Source organism: Saccharospirillum sp. (assembly GCF_040881935.1).
Lineage (GTDB): Bacteria > Pseudomonadota > Gammaproteobacteria > Pseudomonadales > Natronospirillaceae > Saccharospirillum.
Genome location: NZ_JBBECH010000061.1, coordinates 73,143 through 90,738 on the forward strand (window position 1 = coordinate 73,143; position 17,596 = coordinate 90,738).

Sequence of the window (17,596 nt, forward strand, 5' to 3'; positions counted from 1 at the left end):
TGGATGCCGAAGCCTAGGCCCCAAGGACGGGTTTACGCCGACCCCGGACAGGCGTACCCGGTAGCTGACACGGATTCTTGTCAATGCATAAAGGGCAGCCGGAACGAAGCCCGTTGCTTAACCGTGGGCTTGAGATTTGAATCATGACTGCAGTGTAGCAGCGCCCCTTGTTTTGGTCAGTGTTGGCAGGTTGAACGCGAGCTAAACAGGGTTATCCGTGAAAGTTTTTCAAAGCCGGGCCAGTTTGGGTATGCTTTAGGGGTGCTCACGAGAATAAGAAGGCTGACATGCTGCACCATTTCACACTGACATTTCAGTTGCCCGATTCTGCCGCCGTTGATGCGGCTGCGGTTGCCGGGCAGATGCCAGGGTCGGATTTTACCATTGAAGGTATGGGGTCGAACCCAACCGGTGAGTTCTCGATTCACTTTAGCCGCGAGGGCGCCAGCGTGACTCAGGTGCTCGAATATGCCAAATCGCAGGTGCAGCAGGCTATGCCAGATGCTCAGTTGATCGCTATGGATCTGTCTGAAGAACCACCGGCGCAAAGCATGGTCGATGACATCAGCAAGCTGGTGTTGCATGCCTGTAACGCTCTGGGCAGCGTTGATGCTGCCCAGGCCTGGTTATCGACGCCGAATTCGTCGTTGGAAGGGTTGACGCCCAAGGCGTTGATGATCAACGCTGAAGGTCGAACTCAGGTATCACGGGTGTTGACCAGGCTGCTGGCGCGTAAACAGGGCGCGGCCTGAACCTGAACCCGGCGCCGGGTTCAGGTTGTTGCTTCGGTTCACCTTAAGTCCGACAGGCTCCTATAGTTTGTTGATCAGCGCCTGCACGCTGTCTTTGGCATCGCCGAACAGCATGCTGCTGTTGTCGCGGTAGAACAAGGGGTTGCTCACACCAGCATAGCCGGTGGCCATTGAACGTTTCAGAATCACCACCTGATGGGCGTGCCAGACTTCCAGCACTGGCATGCCAGCAATTGGCGAGCCTGGTTTTTCCTGTGCATCCGGGTTACAGATGTCATTGGCACCAATCACCAGTACAACATCGGTTTTCGGCAGGTCGTCGTTAATTTCATCCATTTCCAGCACGATGTCATAGGGCACGTTGGCTTCAGCCAGCAATACGTTCATATGACCCGGCAACCGGCCGGCGACCGGGTGGATCGCAAAGCGCACCGTCTTGCCTTGCTTGCGCAGCGTGGCGGTTAACTCGGCGACGGCTTGCTGGGCGTGGGCGACGGCCATACCAAACCCCGGAGCGATCACCACAGAGTCGGCTTCGCGCAGCCAGGAGGCCACTTCATCGGCCGAGGAGCTGCGTGCTTCACCGTACTCCTCATCGTCGGCGCTGCTGCCGGAATCGGTGCCGAAACCGCCCAGAATCACACTGATGAAGGAGCGATTCATCGCCCGGCACATGATGTAGCTAAGAATAGCGCCAGACGAACCGACCAGAGCACCGGTAATAATCAGCAGATCGTTACCCAGCATGAAACCAGTAGCCGCGGCGGCCCAGCCGGAATAGCTGTTCAGCATCGAAATCACCACCGGCATATCGGCACCGCCGATGGCCGCGACCAGGTGAGCACCGAGCAGCAGGGCAATCAGGGTCATCAGTAATAGCAGCGTCGCATCGCCCGGGCCGTGGCCGTCGGGTGCGAACATGAACAGAAATACCAGTGAGACCAGAATCGCGGCGGCGTTCATCACATGACGCCCGGGCAACGCCAATGGCTTGCTGGACAGAATGCCCTGCAATTTGCCGTAGGCCGCCCAGGAGCCGGTGAGGGTGATGGCGCCGATGAAAATACCAAGGTATATCTCGGTATTGTGAATGACTTTTTCTGCACCCGTTAACTGCGATCTCGGGTCCAGATAGGCAGCCCAGCCGATCAACACCGCAGCCAGACCAACAAAGCTGTGCAGCATAGCAACCAGCTGCGGCATGGCCGTCATTTCAACGCGGGACGCCAGCCAGAGCCCGATCGCAGCACCAACTGCGACCGCAATGGCCAGTACGAAATAGGCTTCTACCGCCGCTGAAGCTACAGTAGCGACAATGGCAATCAGCATTCCGATGATGCCGTAATTATTGCCGCGCCGTGCCGTTTCCTGGGAGCTTAACCCGCCCAGCGATAAGATAAAGAATACCCCGGCCAGCAAGTAGGCCATCGATAACAAACCAGTCATGACGGGTCTCCTTTGCGGAACATATTGAGCATTCGCCGGGTCACGTAAAAACCACCCGCGATGTTAATGCTGGCGACCAGAACACTGATGGTCGCCAGTACACTCACCAACCAGGACCCACTGCCGCTGATCTGCAGCAGGGCGCCCAGAATAATGATGCCGGAAATCGCGTTGGTAACACTCATCAACGGCGTGTGCAGGGAGTGACTGACGTTCCAGATAACCTGCCAGCCAATGAAGATGGCCAGGATAAAAACGGTGAAGTGACTGACAAAATCGGCCGGTGCCACGGCACCCAGCCCCAACAGCAACGCACCGGCAATGAGCCAGTAGAGTGCGATGGGTTTGGCCTTTTTGCTCGCCGCTTTGGTGTCTGCCGCTTTGTCTGTTGGTGGCGTAGCGGTGGGTTTGGGTGCGGCCGTAAGCTTCGGAGGCGGTGGTGGCCAAGTAATGTCGCCAGCATGAACCACTGTGCAGCTGCGGGTTATTTCGTCGTCGAGGTCGATGACCAGTTGGCCATCTTTGTTTGGACACAGGTGCTCAAGCAAACGCCAGACGTTGTTGGCGAGGAGCTGGCTGGCCTGGGTTGCGGCCCGGGCGGCCAGGTTGGTGAAACCAATCACGGTGACATCGTGTGCCTTGACGATTTCATCTTTAACCGTGCACTCGCAATTGCCACCATTGGGTGCTGCCAAATCAACCACCACGCTGCCGGGCTGCATGGCTTTGACCATGGCTTCGGTGATCAGCTTGGGGGCGGGTTTGCCCGGAATCAGGGCGGTGGTGATGATGATATCGACCTCTTTGGCCTGTTCCATAAACAGGGCCATTTCCGCATCGATAAACGCTTTGGACATTTCCTTGGCATAGCCACCAGTGCCAGCGCCGTCTTCTTCCAGTTCGATGGTAAGAAATTCACCGCCCATCGATTCCACCTGATCTTTGACTTCCTTGCGGGTATCAAAGGCACGTACGATGGCACCCAGGCTCTTGGCCGCTCCAATGGCAGCCAGGCCCGCCACACCGGCGCCGATAACCAGCACCTTGGCCGGGGGGACTTTGCCAGCGGCTGTGATCTGCCCGGTAAAGAAACGGCCAAACTGGTTGGCCGCCTCGATGACCGCCCGATAACCAGCGATATTGGCCATGGAGCTCAGCACGTCCATTTTTTGTGCACGTGAAATACGCGGGATTGCATCCAAAGACAGGGCGGTAGCGTGCTTCTCATTAAATTGTTCGAGCACATGCTGATTCTGACCGGGTGCCAGGAACGATATCCAGGTTTTGGAATGGGTACCGGAGCTGCCGAGAGCCTCCAGTTCACCACCAGGCAGGCCTTCTCTATTATCCAGGGGGCTGTTGATTTTCAACAACACATCCGCCTGCTGGTAGAGGTCGGCAGGGTTGGCAATCAGTTGTGCACCGGCCTGTTCATACAAGGCATCTGCAAACTGGGCTCTGCTGCCGGCACCGTGTTCGACGATGACGGTGAAGCCAAGGTCTATCAGCTTGCGGGTTGTGTCAGGTGTCACCGGCACCCGGGTTTCCCCGGGTGAGGTATCGACAGGAACAGCGAGTGTTAAAGACATGTGTTTCCCTCGGTATTCAGACTGGCGGCGCGGTGACCGGTTGAGCGCTGATGCCCAACGACGGCCAATATGTCTGGCGTCCGCCTGTTTTTATAGTTTTTGACGCCTATCAGATCGTTGGTTGGTGGACCATGACGGTCTTTCGGGTGTTCAGTTTTGGTTCAACGAAACCCGATGTGCCCATACTGGCTGGCTATTCCTGGCTGTGCAAGCACAAACACAGGCTGTTTCGAACTCTGATTTGATGCGACGGGTACCTACCACTAAAGGACTATAGGCTTCCCAGGCAAATAAGGCCTAAGCAGGGCTAAACTAAATTGAGATATACCAGTCTGCGAGGTATTCTAAAGTCCGGCGTTCTGGAGTCGTCGCAGGCCATTAACATTATAATCGGCTCGCAAGCTCACTCCGATGCGGGAAAATCAGGTCGAGGGCGTTACCCTACAGGGTAGATCGCTGTGGCGGGTTTCCCAGATTAACCACAATAATAAACTGGAACATTGAGGTCGGTGACCCGGTCTCTCTGGCTCGCATTCACACTCCGGTATGATCGCAGCCAGCAGACCCGTGTTGAGTACCTCCCTGACCCCATGATGGAGAGTTGAACATGAAAAGACGTGACGTCATAAAAAAAGGTTTGATCGGCGCCGGTAGCGTGGCGGCTGCGACCACCATTGGTACTCCGGCCCTGGCTGAAGACCGTATCACCTGGCGCATGGTCACCACCTGGCCGAAAAACTTCCCGGGTCTTGGCGTAGGCGCACAACGCCTGGCCGATCGCATCACTGCCATGTCCAACGGCCGTTTGACCGTACAGGTCTATGCCGCCGGTGAGCTGGTGCCACCTTTGGGTGCATTCGATGCGGTTATCGAAGGTTCCGCTGAGATGAGCCATGGGGCGGCTTATTACTGGCAGAACAAAAGCCGGGCTACCTCTTTCTTTACGGGTGTGCCTTATGGCATGACCTCCCGTGAACTGGCTGCCTGGGTACGGTACATGGGCGGCCAGGAAATCTGGGACGAAATTTACGCTCAGTTCGGGGTTAAAGGCTTTCTGTCCGGCGACACCGGCACTCAGGCTGGCGGCTGGTTCCGCGAAGAAATCAACAGCCTCGATGATATTCAGGGTCTGAAATTCCGGACCCCGGGTCTCGGCGGTCAGGTGTGGGAAAAACTCGGCGCCAGTGTTGTAAACCTGGCTGGTGGTGAAATCTATCAGGCACTGCAATCCGGTGCCCTGGACGCGGCTGAATTCGTTGGCCCATACAACGACCTGGCACTGGGCTTCTACCAAATCGCCAAGAATTACTACATGCCGAGCTTTATTGAGCCGGGTCTGGCGACGGAAGCGGTGGTTAGCAAGTCGAAATTCGAGGCACTGCCGCGTGATCTGCAGCAAATTGTCGAGTTTGCCTGTCAGGCCGAGTACGACCAGGTGGCGTCAGATTTCTACGCCAACGACCCGATCGCACTGCGTACGCTGGTTGAGCAGCACGGTGTTCAGGTTAAAAACTTCCCGGAAGAAGTGCTGCAAGCCGGTGCCGAAGCCGCCAAGGAAGTGTTGGGTGAATTGCGTGACAGCGATGATGCGCTGGTACGTAAAACCACGGAAAGTTACTTTGAGGCACTGGCCCTGCTGCGTACCCGTACAGAGCAGGTTGATGGTGCTTTCCTGACCGCCCGTCAGAAGTATTTCCAGATGTAATCTGAAGTACTGTTCAATAAAAAACCCGGTTTAATGCCGGGTTTTTTATTGGTTTAGCGATCGCTACCAAAAGGCAGGAAGCCTTTTTCAATAAACGGTTAGTTGTATATTTGCGATGGTAGCCAGGTAACCAGCTGCGGGAAGGCCACCAGTAGAACGATGACGATAAGCTGCAAGACCACGAAGGGAATGGCGCCTTTGTAGATGGTCATGGTTGAAACCGAATCGGGTGCCACACCTCGCAAGTAAAACAAAGCGAACCCAAAGGGCGGCGTCAGAAAGCTGGTTTGCAGGTTAACGGCAACAATGACACCCAGCCAGACCGGTTCCACACCCATCATCAGCAAAATGGGTGCGGTAATGGGTAATACCAGGAAGATGATTTCGAACGTATCCAGAATAAAGCCGAGCAGGAACATCAGCAGCATAACAAACAGAATGGCGCCTAACTGGCCACCCGGCAGGCTGTTAAGGAAATCGCTGACCAGTTCTTCGCCGCCCATCATTCGGAAAACCAGAGAAAACACCGTCGCGCCGATCAGAATGATGAAGATCATGGTGGTGGTATTGGCGGTCGCGTACATCACCTGGCGCAGGTTGGTGTACGTCAGTTTGCGCTGGAAAGCGGCCAGTAGCATGGCGCCGATGGCGCCAACTGAGGCCGACTCCGTCGGTGTGGCAATACCCCCAAGAATAGACCCGAGCACGGCGATGATCAGCACCAGAGGTGGCAGCAGGGTGGTGAAGACGTCTTTAAGCAGGCGAGACTTTTCTTCAGCTGTCATTATCAGCGCCGGGCAAGTATCTGGATGCCGGACAGCTTTGTAGATCATGTACAGCATGTAGATACCCATCAGCATCATGCCGGGTATGAACGCACCTGCAAACAGATCGCCAACCGAGACCGGCGTTGGCGCAAAGTTACCCAGAGACATCTGCACCTGGCTGTTGATGCCCGAGAGCATGTCACCCATAAAAATCAGGACGGTTGACGGCGGAATGATCTGGCCCAGCGTGCCAGAAGCGGTAATGACACCGGTTGCGAGCTTGGGGTCGTAGCCGGCTTTGAGCATCGCCGGCAATGACAGTAAGCCCATGGTGACTACGGTTGCACCGATGATGCCGGTAGAGGCGGCCAGCAAAGCACCCACCAAAATGACGGATAAGCCGAGACCACCGCGCAGGTCGCCAAACAGTCGCCCCATGGTAATCAGCAGCTTCTCGGCAATGCCGGAGCGTTCCAGCATCATCCCCATAAAAATAAACAGCGGCACGGCCACCAGCACCTCGTTCAGCATGATGCCCATATAACGCGGTGCCACACTGGACAAGTTGGACAGGTCAAGCGCACCCAAAAAGTGGGCGATGGTGGCAAAGATCAGTGAGGTACCGGCCAGCGAAAATGCCACGGGGAAGCCCAGCATCAATGCGCCAATAACAGCAAAAAACATAACCAGCGCGAGGATTTCCCCCAACAAGGTGACTTCCATCAGGCGTTCTCCCCATAACGATAATCTTCAGGCACCAGTTCCTCGCGGTCAGACAGTACCAGAATGCTGCGCCCGATCATTGCCAGCGCCTGAATACCGACGACAACGGCAAAAACGATGATAAAGGTTTTAACCACATACAATCCGGGCATGCCCCCGTAATTGGATGAACCTTCCATGAACTGCCAGGAGCGGGCGACGTAGGGGAGGGCATACAGGCTGATGGTGATGATGAACGGAAACAGAAAAACCAGGCACCCGAACAAATCGACAGCGGCCTTGCGCTTGACGGGTGCGGTTCGATAAAAGACGTCGACCCGTACATGGCTTTCCCGAAGCAGGGTGTAGCCGGCTATGCCCATGAACATAACGCCATTCATCCAGACATACAGGTCTTGCATCAGAACCGAGCCGGTCGAAAATACATAGCGCATGACAACGACGGTAAAACAAACCAATACAATTCCGAGCGTCAGCCAGGAAAACACCTGACCCAGGAATCGGTTCAACAGGCAACAAAGCCTGACCATGAACGCGAGGCTTTTCATGAGTGATCCTTTTTTAACGGGATAAGGCAAACACGTGGGATAGTCTTGATCATTGGCTGCAATGTGTAGTGTAGTATTGTTGTTTTAGTGCCGTTTATAGCGAGCGTTGGCGTTGACGGGCATACTGACTGACGTGTCTCAGTGCAGAACAGCCTTAATACAGGGGCGTATTAAACCATGCCAGGCCAGTCGACGCCAATGCTTGCGGCGCGGTAGCTGGCTATAGTCAGCCGTTGCCGGTTTGCTTGCATGGGTCAGCCATACCGGTTTGGCCAGTCTGGTTGGTCTGTGCCTGGCGTATGGGCTGATTATGGTTTGTCATGGCGGGGTTCGACTGGGTCGCAAAGCCTATCTGGTCGATATGGCGACAGAATCAAACCGGGCAAGTTATGTTGCGGTCAGTAATACGGTTATCGGTATTGTCATGCTGTTTGGCGGGTTGACCGGCGTCCTGGGTGATCTGTGGTCACCGTTGGCGGTCATTCTGGTATTAAGCGGGTTGGCCTTTGTGGCGGCGCTTATGTGTGTCCGCCTACCCGCCGTGCAGTAACACGGTGGGCAGGCACAGCGCCCCGGAGGGGCTTGGTTTAACTTGTTACAACGTTCGTGTTACAGCAAATGGGGGTTCATGCGTTTGTAATCACGCAATGCTTTGCGTGCGCGTTCGACATCGTTGTACAAGCGCATTCGATCGTCTTTGCTGCCAGTGCCATTAGGGTTTTCTCTAACGAACTGGCGCTTTGCTTCTTCGGCCTCAACAATGGCCTGCTCAAGCTCTTCCAGCTTTTGATCCATAGTTCCCTCGTTGTCCTACGATGACCGCAGTGCCAGCCGGTCACAGATTCCTGTGGTGAGTTTCATGACGGGTTGAAATGGGTAGGACGTCACGCGATCTTTACGTCACTCACACACTCAATGCTAGTTGACCCGCATGACAATTGCTACTGCATGCGCTGATTTGTCACTGATCTACAGGGTTTCTTGCCGTATTAATTCTACGCTGTCTTGGTTCAGTCAGATTGTTCTGACGACGCTTGGTTGCATACGGCATAGAGCGGTGGCTATTGAAGCGATTTTTGTGACGAAATTCAAACCATTAGACTCAATCGAACGGTGATAGATTAGATTGTTAAGGTTTTTTTACGGAACCACATCCATCAGTGCTCTGCTGTGCGGGCTGTAGCGGCAGGCTTACATGCGTTATCAGGAACGGAGTGTTCTATTAATGGGCGGCGGGTCGCCTTTCCCGGGCGGGTCTGAGACCCTGATATATTCTTTTTTGCAGAATGTACCAGCATGGCTGGCGCGCACCCTTGGGTTGGCTCGCTGAGTTAATTGGGGGGAGGTGACCAAACAACTGGCGCGCCTGATCAGACCGTTACCGGAGTTTCACCATGTCCAAATCTCTCATCCAACAATTACCCGATGCGTTGGCCAACCTGAAAACACAGGGGCTCTATAAGGCCGAGCGCATTATTCAGTCACCCCAGGGTGCATTGGTTGCAACTGACGGCGGGTCTGTGTTGAATCTCTGCGCTAATAATTATCTGGGTCTGGCCGACTCCCCCGAACTGGTGGCTGCTGCCAAGCAAGGGCTCGATGATTTTGGCTTCGGAGTGGCTTCAGTTCGCTTCATCTGCGGTACCCAGAGTGTTCACAAGGCTCTGGAACAGCGCCTGAGCGACTTTCTCGGCATGGAAGACACCATACTGTATTCCAGTTGTTTTGACGCCAATACCGGACTGTTTGAAACCTTGCTGAACGATCAGGATGCCATTATTTCTGATGCGCTGAACCACGCCTCTATCATTGATGGTGTGCGGCTATGTAAGGCGCGGCGGCTGCGTTACAGCAACAACAACCTGGCTGAGCTTGAGCACTGCCTGCAGCAGAGCCAGTCGGCCCGATACCGCCTTATTGTGACCGATGGCGTATTCTCGATGGACGGTGTCATCGCCAACCTCACCGGTATATGCGATCTGGCTGAGCGTTATGATGCGCTGGTTATGGTTGATGACAGTCATGCGGTAGGTTTTATGGGTGAGCACGGGCGAGGTACACCGGAATTCAACGGTGTGATGGACCGCGTTGATATACTGACCGGGACTCTCGGTAAGGCCCTGGGGGGTGCCAGTGGCGGGTATACCGCGGCTGCCAAGCCCATTGTCGACTGGTTACGACAGCGTTCACGCCCTTATTTGTTTTCCAACTCGCTGTCACCCAGCATTGCGGCTGCCAGCCTTAAAGTCCTGGATATAATCGAACAGAGAGATGAGTTGCGTCAGCAACTCTGGGATAACACCCGCTATTTCCGGGAACAGATGGAAGCCGCAGGGTTCACGCTGGCCGGTGCGCATCATCCTATTATTCCGGTGATGGTGGGCGACGCGTCTGTTGCCAGTACAATGGCGGACAAACTGCTGCAGCGCGGTGTTTATGTGGTCGGTTTCAGTTACCCTGTTGTGCCACAGGGTGAGGCACGCATTCGCACCCAGATGAGTGCCGGGCATACCCGGGAACAATTGGATGCCGCCATTGCGGCCTTCACTGAAGTCGGTCGGGAACTGGCGCTTATTTAAGGAGATCCCCACATGAAAGCCCTTGCCAAACTGCATCCCGAACCGGGCATTTGGATGACCGAGGTGGCTGAACCTGAAGTCGGCCATAACGATCTGTTGATCCGTATTCGCAAAACAGCAATATGCGGGACCGATGTGCATATCTACAACTGGGATCAATGGTCGCAGAACACCGTGCCGCTGGGTCTGGTGACCGGGCATGAATATGTTGGTGAAATAGTGGGAATGGGCGAGGAGGTTACGGGCTTTGTCATCGGTGACCGGGTCAGTGGTGAAGGTCATATTACCTGCGGCTATTGCCGTAATTGCCGGGCCGGGCGCCGCCATCTGTGTCGTAATACATCCGGTGTTGGGGTTAATCGTGCCGGTGCCTTTGCGGAATATTTGGTGATCCCCGCCTTCAATGCGTTTAAGTTGCCCGATGACGTCAGCGATGAACTGGCTGCCATTTTCGATCCGTTTGGCAATGCAGTGCACACTGCGCTGAGTTTCAATCTGGTGGCCGAAGATGTGCTGATCACCGGGGCTGGGCCAATCGGGATGATGGCGGCGGCGGTTGCCCGTCATGTTGGTGCCCGGAATGTGGTGATTACGGATATCAACGATTTCCGTCTGGAATTGGCTAGGCGCATGGGCGCGACGCGCACGGTCAATGTGGCTAAAGAGAATCTTGTTGATGTTATGCACAGTCTGGGCATGACCGAAGGCTTTGATGTTGGTCTGGAAATGTCTGGTGTACCCAGTGCCTTTCGGTCCATGCTGGCGTCGATGAATCATGGCGGCAAGGTGGCACTGCTCGGCATTCCCGGAGAGGAAATGGCCATCGACTGGAGTCAGGTGATCTTTAAGGGGCTGGAGTTGAAAGGTATATACGGCCGGGAGATGTTTGAAACCTGGTACAAGATGGCCGGGCTGATCCAGTCTGGGCTGGATCTTAAACCGATGATTACCCACACCCTGCCGGTAGCCGACTTTCAGGAAGGTTTTGACATTATGAGCGGTGGCCAGTCCGGCAAGGTGATCCTGGACTGGGTATGAACACCGCCTTTCGCATGATCACCCCGACACCCCTGCCAGACAGCCAACCGATCGAAGTGTTGGCGATATCGCCGTCTACCCGCTGGCCATTCCCCTGAGTTTGTTTCGGGACCTCTAAATCAGCCGGTATTGTGATACCTGTCACGCTTGAGGGTTGCGGTTGTTCACGCTTTGCATGATTAGTACACAGCTTTACCTGACGCTGCTTGTCTGGCCGCCTGCTTGCTCTAACATCGCGTTTAATCATCTGCTTTGGCAACCAGGAAATATCCATATGACCAGCCAAACGTTAAATGCCAATCTTACGCCGGACGAAATTCGCGCTTTGAACACCCCACAGGAACCTTTCGAAGGCGACGCCAGGAATCATTCAGAGCCGCCGCTTCCGTTACATCCCTTGGGTTTCAAAGCCCTGAGTTACCTTGGCAAACAACTGATGGTCCGTGTGTTTACCGTGTTGTTTTATGGGTTGTCCGCCCTGTTGGTAGTCAGTGGGATGCTCCAGTTTTTTACCGAGCTGATGGCCGGTGAACGAAGCTTTATGTCGATCACGGTCAATGTCGTTAATTCCCTGATCATCGGTCTGGCCATGTTTGAACTGGGCGCCGGAATCAATAAGGAGTACACCGATGCTGATCAGGAAGAAAACGTCTTTACTAATATTCGCCGAACCATCACCCGTTTTTTGGGTACGGTGTGTATTGCCCTGGTGCTTGAATCACTGATCATGATTATTAAATACAGTCAGCTTGATCTGGCCGGAAATCTTTTTTATCCGGTTGCCATTCTGGGCGGGGCATCGCTGTTACTGATCTCACTGGGTGGTTTTCTGGCGCTTACCAAGGGTCACACCAAATAGTCGACCGATTTTAAACCGGCCGTTTTGCCCGTCACCTGTGAAAGGTGGTGTTATAACTCAAGTTTCAGAGTTCGGGTCGGCTGGGAGGTATTGGTCCGCACCGGCTACCGGGTGTGCCCCTGTGGGGTCGGCGTAGATCCATCCATGGAGCCTAGACCGCAGCATCCTTGCTGCGGACTCCCCCACAGGGGCTCACCCGGCACCCGCCGCTCGTTTCTCTGGCGAACTCCAAAACTTGAGTTATAACGGTAAGGCGGTGGTGTATTTCAGTTGTTCCATGGCAAAACTGCTACTGACATCGGCGAGCTTTACCCGGCTAACCAGTCGCTTGTAGAAGCGGTCATAGGCAGCAATATCCCCGACTACCACTCTGAGCAAATAGTCGACGTCTCCGCTCATCCGATAGGCTTCCATCACCTCCGGCATGGCTTGCACCGCGTCGGTGAAATCCGTTAGCCAGGCATCGTTGTGCTCATGGGTGCGAATAAAGACAAACACATCCACGCCCAGCGCCAGTGGCTGCCGGTTGAGCAAGGCCACCCGGCGGCGAATATACCCCTGATCTTCAAGTGCTTGAATACGGCGCCAGCAGGGGCTGGTGGTCAGGTTAACCTTTTCTGCAATGGCTTGTACCGACAGGGTTGCGTCGTGTTGCAACAGGTTGAGAATGGCTCGATCGACAGTGTCTGGCAAAATATGCCTCCATAAAGCAAAATAATAAGAATATTTTGCTTAAAATAGCCGGTATATCGCAAATAAAGCAACTAATTGAGACTCTTGACGCGTCACACTGTCTGGATGATGAATGACCGGAGTTTCAGATGACGACGCAATCCACTAGCCCGCAACCTTCTCTGTCTGACTGGTCGATCTTGCGCACCAATACCCTGCCAGTGCCCGGAAACCGGCTTTACGCCGACTGGACCGCCAGCGGCCGCTTGTATCGACCTATAGAAGAACGTCTGGTTGACGTGGCTGGCCCGATGATGGCCAATACCCACACCGAAGACAGCTTGACCGGGCGCTATATGACCGAAGCGCTGGATCAGGCCCATCAGATTATGCGACACCACGTGAACGCCGCCGCTGAGGATGTGGTGCTGTTCACCGGTACCGGCATGACCGGGGCGCTGGCCAAGCTGGTGCGGATGCTGGGGCTTTGGGTTCATGAGACCCACCGGGAGGCGGTGTTGGCAACGTTGCCGCATCGGCCACAAGTCTATGTGACCCATATGGAGCATCACAGCAACCATACCCTGTGGCTGGAAACACTGGCTGAGGTCCAAATTATTCCGCCAACTGAAGCCGGTACCGTTGATCTGGACTGGCTTGCTGACTCGCTAAGCCGTGTGCCTGCTGATCAGCCGGTACTGGCTTCGGTTACTGCCGCCAGTAACGTAACCGGTGTTGCAGCCCCATACCGGGCCATTGCCCGGTTACTGCATCAGGCGGGTGGTCATTGTTTTGTCGATTTTGCCTGTGCCGCACCCTATGTCGATATCGATATGCACCCCACGGATGATGAGCCGCTGGATGCGGTGTTTTTCTCACCGCACAAGTTTCTGGGCGGCCCGGGCGCCAGTGGTGTTCTGGTGTTCAATCAATCGCTGTATCACAACCGGGTACCGGAACAGCCGGGTGGCGGCACGGTGGTTTGGACGAACCCCTGGGGCGAGCACCGGTTTTATCAGGATATCGCGACGCGGGAATCCGGCGGTACACCGGGCATTTTGCAGTGTCTTAAGGCGGCGATGGCGGCGCAGTTGAAAGACGAGATTGATGTGAACGCGATTCAACAGCGTGAGCGCGAATTGAACCAGTATTTTTTACAGGGACTGGATCGTTTACCCGGCATTCAGTGCCTGGCCCGGGAGCAAGCTGACCGGCTCAGCGTGTTTTCATTGGTGATAGAGGGCGTGCATTACCAGCAGGCAGTGCAGCGTCTAAGCCATGAATTTGGGATTGAAGCCCGGGGCGGTTGCGCCTGCGCGGGCACCTACGGGCACTATTTGTTAAACATCGACCGCGCGACAAGCCGGGCCATTACCGGCCAGTTGGATCGGGGTGAACTGGCTGCAAAACCAGGTTGGGTTCGGTTGAGTTTTCATCCGATGATGACCACCGAAGACCTCGACCGGATATTAATTGCATTGGAGGCTTTGGCGAGTGGCTGGAGAGCGGCGAGTTCACAACCGCCTTTGAATATGGCCCAGCTTTGGGGTGGCTGGACTACTAATCCAAGTTTTGACGGTCGCACATTGTAAGCGTTGGCTGCCGGTGGTGCCTCTGCGGGGTAGTCCGCAGCATGGATGCTGCGGTCTAGGCTCCAGGGAGGATTTACGCCGACCCCGCAGAGGCATCACCGGTAGCCGACGCGGGCCATCGCCACTCACCGAAACTTGAGTGCTAACCAGGATTGGCCAGCGACTGAATCTGGTCGCGCAGGCTGAGTGCTTCGGCTCGGGCGGCCTCGGCAAAATCAACGCCCTGACTGGCGTAGAGAATGCTGCGCGAGGCATTGATCATCAGACCACGCCCTGGCGAGGTTTGTCCGTTGTGAACCGTACCGGGCAGGTCACCGCCCTGCGCACCGATGCCTGGCACCAGAAACGGCAGATCCGGGGCGGCCTCGCGGATGCGCGCCATTTCTTCGGGGGCGGTGGCGCCAACCACCAGGGCGATGTTGCCATGATGATTCCAGTGTTGCTGGGCACGTCGCGCAACGTGGATGTATAGCGGTTCGCCATCGATCAGCAGATTCTGGAATTCGGCGGCGGAAGGGTTCGAGGTACGGCACAGCAGAATAACGCCTTTATCGGCATGCTCGGCAAAGGGCAGGACGGTATCGGAGCCCATGTAAGGGTTAACCGTGACGGCATCGGCGCCGTAATGCTCAAAAGCTTCGCGTGCGTACATGGACGCTGTTGATCCGATATCCCCCCGCTTGGAATCCAGAATGACCGGAATATCCGGGTACCGGGATTTGATATAGGCGATGCTGGCCTTGAGCTGCGCTTCGGCCTGTTCTGCTGCGAAGTGCGCAAATTGTGGCTTGTAGCAGCAGGCCAGATCGGCGGTTGCGTCTACAATTGCGCGGTTAAAGGCCAGAATACCGTCCGATTGCTGCTGAAATTGGGCGGGCAGTCGTTCAATAAAAGGGTCCAGCCCGATGCAAACCTGGGTGCCCTGATTCCAGCGCCGGGCAATGGCAGTCATGAAGGTCACCGTTTGCGGTCTCCGTGCTTGCGAACCGTCGCACTGCGGCGGTTCAGAGTGATTTGAAATAGACTTTCGAGTTGCGTTGAAAGTTGTACAGGCTTTGCCGTTCGGGCGGTAATTCGGCGACCGGCGCCGCTACAAACCCGCGCTCGGCAAACCAGTGCGCGGTTTGAGTGGTGAGTACGAACAACCGTTCTACCTTGTGCTCACGCGCGCGTTTCTCCAGCGCACGCAGCAGGGCGTCACCGCGTCCCGACTGGCGGTAGTCCTGGTGCACGGCCACGCACGCCAGCTCTGCCACCTGAGGGTCGGTATCGGGGAGCAAGTAGAGGGCCGCACAGCCGACGATCATGCCATCGCGCTCGTTGACGTGAAAATGAGAAATTTCATTTTCCAGCTTTTCGCGATCCCGGCGCACCAGAATACCGCGCTCCTCAAGCGGTTGCAGTAAGGCAAGAATACCGTTGATGTCGTCGGGCCGGGCCGGGCGAAAGGTATCGTAGCGGTCGCGTGCAATCAGCGTACCGACGCCGTCCCGGGTAAAGAGTTCGGCCAGCAGGGCGCCGTCCTGGTGACCATCGATTACATGGCAGCGTGGAATCCCGGCTTCACTGGCCGCCAGCGCCGTTTGCAATTCCCGCTCGCCAGCTACCAGCCCGGTTTTTCCGTCGAGGCACTGACGCAGTTCAAAGGCATCCATCTCTTTCTGGTTGCCGGTGATCGGGTGCGGGTTGTCGCCCACGATGACAATCTTGTCGGCGTCCATCCGCCGGGCGGTTTCCACCATAAGGTGATCCGGCGCCAGGTAAAACACCTCGCCGGTGACTGAATAGCCCAGCGGCGGCATCAGGACAATGTTGCCCTTATCGAGGTGTTCGCGAATGGCCAGATGGTCAATGCGCCGGACGCGGCCCTGGGCCAATAAATCAACGCCGTCAACAACGCCGGTGGGGCGTGCGGTGACAAAATTGCCGCCAATGACCCTGACCCGGGCGCCGTGCATCGGCGAGTTGGCGAGGCCCTGAGTAAATTGTGCTTCCAGTCGACTGCGCCAGTGACCGATGCGATTGAGGATGGCGTCCATGGCGTCGCTGTCGATCTGGGCATGTTCGTCCAGTCGCAGTTCGCCGACTTCGTCTTCGGCATCAAACAGCAGCAGCAGTTTCATGCCCAGGCTGTTTAACAGGGCCAAGTCGCTGACCAGTGAGTGCACGGACGATGGGCTGAGCACGGTGCCGCGCACCCAGACAACGGCCGTTTTGCCGCGATAGGCATGAATGTAGGGTGCGCTGTTGCGGAAAATACGAACGAAGTCGGTCAAGGCGGGTCTCCTCAGTTGCCGCCATGATACCGGATAAGGCCGGTCGGGCTCTACACTGTGTGTTCACATCACCCGGGAAAACCGCTGTCAGTTATCTGCTCAGACAGGTACCACAGCAGAATCGGAAAGTGCCAGCGAGGCGGCCGGAATGCTGACGGTAATGCAGGGCCGCAGTCCAGTCGCCAGCGTCAGGCGGGTTGCTGAAAAAACTCGCGCGAACCGTACACCACCATGGTCTTGCCCTTAACACTGACCAAGCCTTGCTCTTCCAGGTTTTTCAGCACCCGGCCCACCATTTCACGGGAGCAGCCGACAATGCGGCCGATTTCCTGGCGAGTAATCTTGATCTGCATGCCTTCCGGATGAGTCATGGCGTCTGGCTGCTTGCACAGATCGAGCAAGGTGCGGGCAACCCGGCCGGTGACATCCAGAAAAGCAAGGTCACCCACCTTGCGAGTGGTAGCGCGCAGACGAGTAGCCATCTGTTCACCGATAAAATACAGAATGCGCGCATCGTTCTGGGTGATTTCGCGAAACTTGGTGTAGGAGATTTCCGCCACTTCACATTCGGTTTTGGTTTTAACCCAGGCCGATCGCGAATCCAGGGCGTCGAACAGGCCCAGTTCACCGAAAAAATCACCGGCGTTCAGATACGCCATGATCATTTCGCGGCCATCATCGTCTTCGATGATGACTGAAACGGTGCCTTTAATGATGTAGTACAGGGAGTCGCTCTTGTCTCCGGCATAGATGAGGGTGGTTTTTGACGGGTAGCGACGGCGATGGCATTGCGACAGGAAGTAGTCGAGATGCGTATGTTCGAGTGACTGATTAACCATGATCTCTGCTTTCCAGGGTAGCGTCTACGGCCCGGGGGTCATTGCCTGATCAGCCCCGGGGCTCCATGTTGTATGTTCGGTCTAATAAGTCAGTGCGACGAACGCAACAAAAGACCGGCCCCTCCAGCCTGTGTCAGGTTAAAGGGTAACCCGTCTGCGAGTATAGACCGAATTACGTGAATTCGGGCACAGAATGTCTGTGCGCAGTGCG

General features: G+C 55.7%; 16 protein-coding genes. 7 read left to right on the plus strand and 9 right to left on the minus strand.

The genetic code is table 11. The features are described 5' to 3' along the window. The first annotated feature begins 287 nt into the window (after nucleotides 1-287). A complete protein-coding gene (locus WEB54_RS11825) occupies nucleotides 288-752 on the plus strand; it encodes an antitoxin Xre/MbcA/ParS toxin-binding domain-containing protein (RefSeq protein WP_368055847.1) in 465 nt (154 codons plus the stop codon). Between the two features lie 60 nt (nucleotides 753-812). On the opposite strand, the gene pntB is transcribed toward WEB54_RS11825, so the two are convergent. After that, complete coding sequence (gene pntB, locus WEB54_RS11830) at nucleotides 813-2,198, minus strand: Re/Si-specific NAD(P)(+) transhydrogenase subunit beta (RefSeq protein ID WP_368055849.1); 1,386 nt, start codon at nucleotides 2,196-2,198, stop codon at nucleotides 813-815. Continuing rightward, the gene (locus tag WEB54_RS11835; protein WP_368055851.1) at nucleotides 2,195-3,787 is read right to left on the minus strand and encodes a Re/Si-specific NAD(P)(+) transhydrogenase subunit alpha; all 1,593 of its coding nucleotides are present in this window, start codon (nucleotides 3,785-3,787) and stop codon (nucleotides 2,195-2,197) included. The genes pntB and WEB54_RS11835 overlap by 4 nt, the downstream gene beginning before the upstream one ends. Before the next feature lie 607 nt (nucleotides 3,788-4,394). Between WEB54_RS11835 and WEB54_RS11840 the strand changes: the two genes are divergently transcribed. Continuing rightward, the gene (locus WEB54_RS11840) at nucleotides 4,395-5,492 is read left to right on the plus strand and encodes a TRAP transporter substrate-binding protein (RefSeq protein ID WP_368055853.1); all 1,098 of its coding nucleotides are present in this window, start codon (nucleotides 4,395-4,397) and stop codon (nucleotides 5,490-5,492) included. Nucleotides 5,493-5,590: 98 nt separating this feature from the next. Here the strand turns inward: WEB54_RS11840 and WEB54_RS11845 are convergent, their stop codons facing one another. After that, nucleotides 5,591-6,982, minus strand: a complete 1,392-nt coding sequence (locus tag WEB54_RS11845) for a TRAP transporter large permease subunit (RefSeq protein WP_368055854.1) — start codon at nucleotides 6,980-6,982, stop codon at nucleotides 5,591-5,593. After that, nucleotides 6,982-7,530 carry a TRAP transporter small permease subunit gene (locus WEB54_RS11850; RefSeq protein WP_368055856.1) on the minus strand — a complete coding sequence of 183 codons (549 nt, stop codon included), beginning with the start codon at nucleotides 7,528-7,530 and terminating at the stop codon, nucleotides 6,982-6,984. Before WEB54_RS11850 ends, WEB54_RS11845 begins: the two co-directional genes overlap by 1 nt. Before the next feature lie 241 nt (nucleotides 7,531-7,771). On the opposite strand from WEB54_RS11850, the gene WEB54_RS11855 reads away from it, so the two are divergent. Then, nucleotides 7,772-8,080 (plus strand): hypothetical protein, encoded by a 309-nt coding sequence (locus WEB54_RS11855; RefSeq protein WP_368055857.1) that lies wholly within the window; start codon nucleotides 7,772-7,774, stop codon nucleotides 8,078-8,080. Nucleotides 8,081-8,139: 59 nt separating this feature from the next. On the opposite strand, the gene WEB54_RS11860 is transcribed toward WEB54_RS11855, so the two are convergent. Next, on the minus strand, nucleotides 8,140-8,325 hold the full coding sequence (locus WEB54_RS11860; protein ID WP_127556438.1) for a hypothetical protein: 186 nt from the start codon (nucleotides 8,323-8,325) through the stop codon (nucleotides 8,140-8,142). Nucleotides 8,326-8,924: 599 nt separating this feature from the next. Between WEB54_RS11860 and WEB54_RS11865 the strand changes: the two genes are divergently transcribed. The 3 genes from WEB54_RS11865 to WEB54_RS11875 all read left to right on the plus strand — a co-directional run bounded on the left by WEB54_RS11865 (nucleotide 8,925) and on the right by WEB54_RS11875 (nucleotide 12,006). Beyond that, entirely contained in the window at nucleotides 8,925-10,109 is a 1,185-nt protein-coding gene (locus WEB54_RS11865; protein ID WP_368055858.1) for a glycine C-acetyltransferase, read from the plus strand. 12 nt (nucleotides 10,110-10,121) lie between these two features. Beyond that, on the plus strand, nucleotides 10,122-11,147 hold the full coding sequence (tdh, locus tag WEB54_RS11870) for an L-threonine 3-dehydrogenase (protein ID WP_368055860.1): 1,026 nt from the start codon (nucleotides 10,122-10,124) through the stop codon (nucleotides 11,145-11,147). Nucleotides 11,148-11,421: 274 nt separating this feature from the next. Further along, on the plus strand, nucleotides 11,422-12,006 hold the full coding sequence (locus WEB54_RS11875; protein WP_368055862.1) for a hypothetical protein: 585 nt from the start codon (nucleotides 11,422-11,424) through the stop codon (nucleotides 12,004-12,006). Between the two features lie 240 nt (nucleotides 12,007-12,246). Here WEB54_RS11875 and WEB54_RS11880 read toward each other — a convergent pair whose 3' ends face one another. Then, complete coding sequence (locus WEB54_RS11880) at nucleotides 12,247-12,699, minus strand: Lrp/AsnC family transcriptional regulator (RefSeq protein ID WP_368055863.1); 453 nt, start codon at nucleotides 12,697-12,699, stop codon at nucleotides 12,247-12,249. A 128-nt stretch (nucleotides 12,700-12,827) separates the two neighbouring features. Here WEB54_RS11880 and WEB54_RS11885 point away from each other — a divergent pair, with 128 nt between their 5' ends. Further along, entirely contained in the window at nucleotides 12,828-14,270 is a 1,443-nt protein-coding gene (locus WEB54_RS11885; protein WP_368054365.1) for an aminotransferase class V-fold PLP-dependent enzyme, read from the plus strand. A 142-nt stretch (nucleotides 14,271-14,412) separates the two neighbouring features. On the opposite strand, the gene pyrF is transcribed toward WEB54_RS11885, so the two are convergent. The 3 genes from pyrF to crp all read right to left on the minus strand — a co-directional run bounded on the left by pyrF (nucleotide 14,413) and on the right by crp (nucleotide 17,385). Beyond that, nucleotides 14,413-15,222 (minus strand): orotidine-5'-phosphate decarboxylase, encoded by an 810-nt coding sequence (gene pyrF, locus WEB54_RS11890; RefSeq protein ID WP_368054363.1) that lies wholly within the window; start codon nucleotides 15,220-15,222, stop codon nucleotides 14,413-14,415. A gap of 52 nt (nucleotides 15,223-15,274) precedes the next feature. After that, entirely contained in the window at nucleotides 15,275-16,546 is a 1,272-nt protein-coding gene (argA, locus tag WEB54_RS11895; RefSeq protein ID WP_368054361.1) for an amino-acid N-acetyltransferase, read from the minus strand. Between the two features lie 188 nt (nucleotides 16,547-16,734). Beyond that, complete coding sequence (crp, locus tag WEB54_RS11900) at nucleotides 16,735-17,385, minus strand: cAMP-activated global transcriptional regulator CRP (RefSeq protein WP_368054359.1); 651 nt, start codon at nucleotides 17,383-17,385, stop codon at nucleotides 16,735-16,737. Nucleotides 17,386-17,596 lie beyond the last annotated feature (211 nt).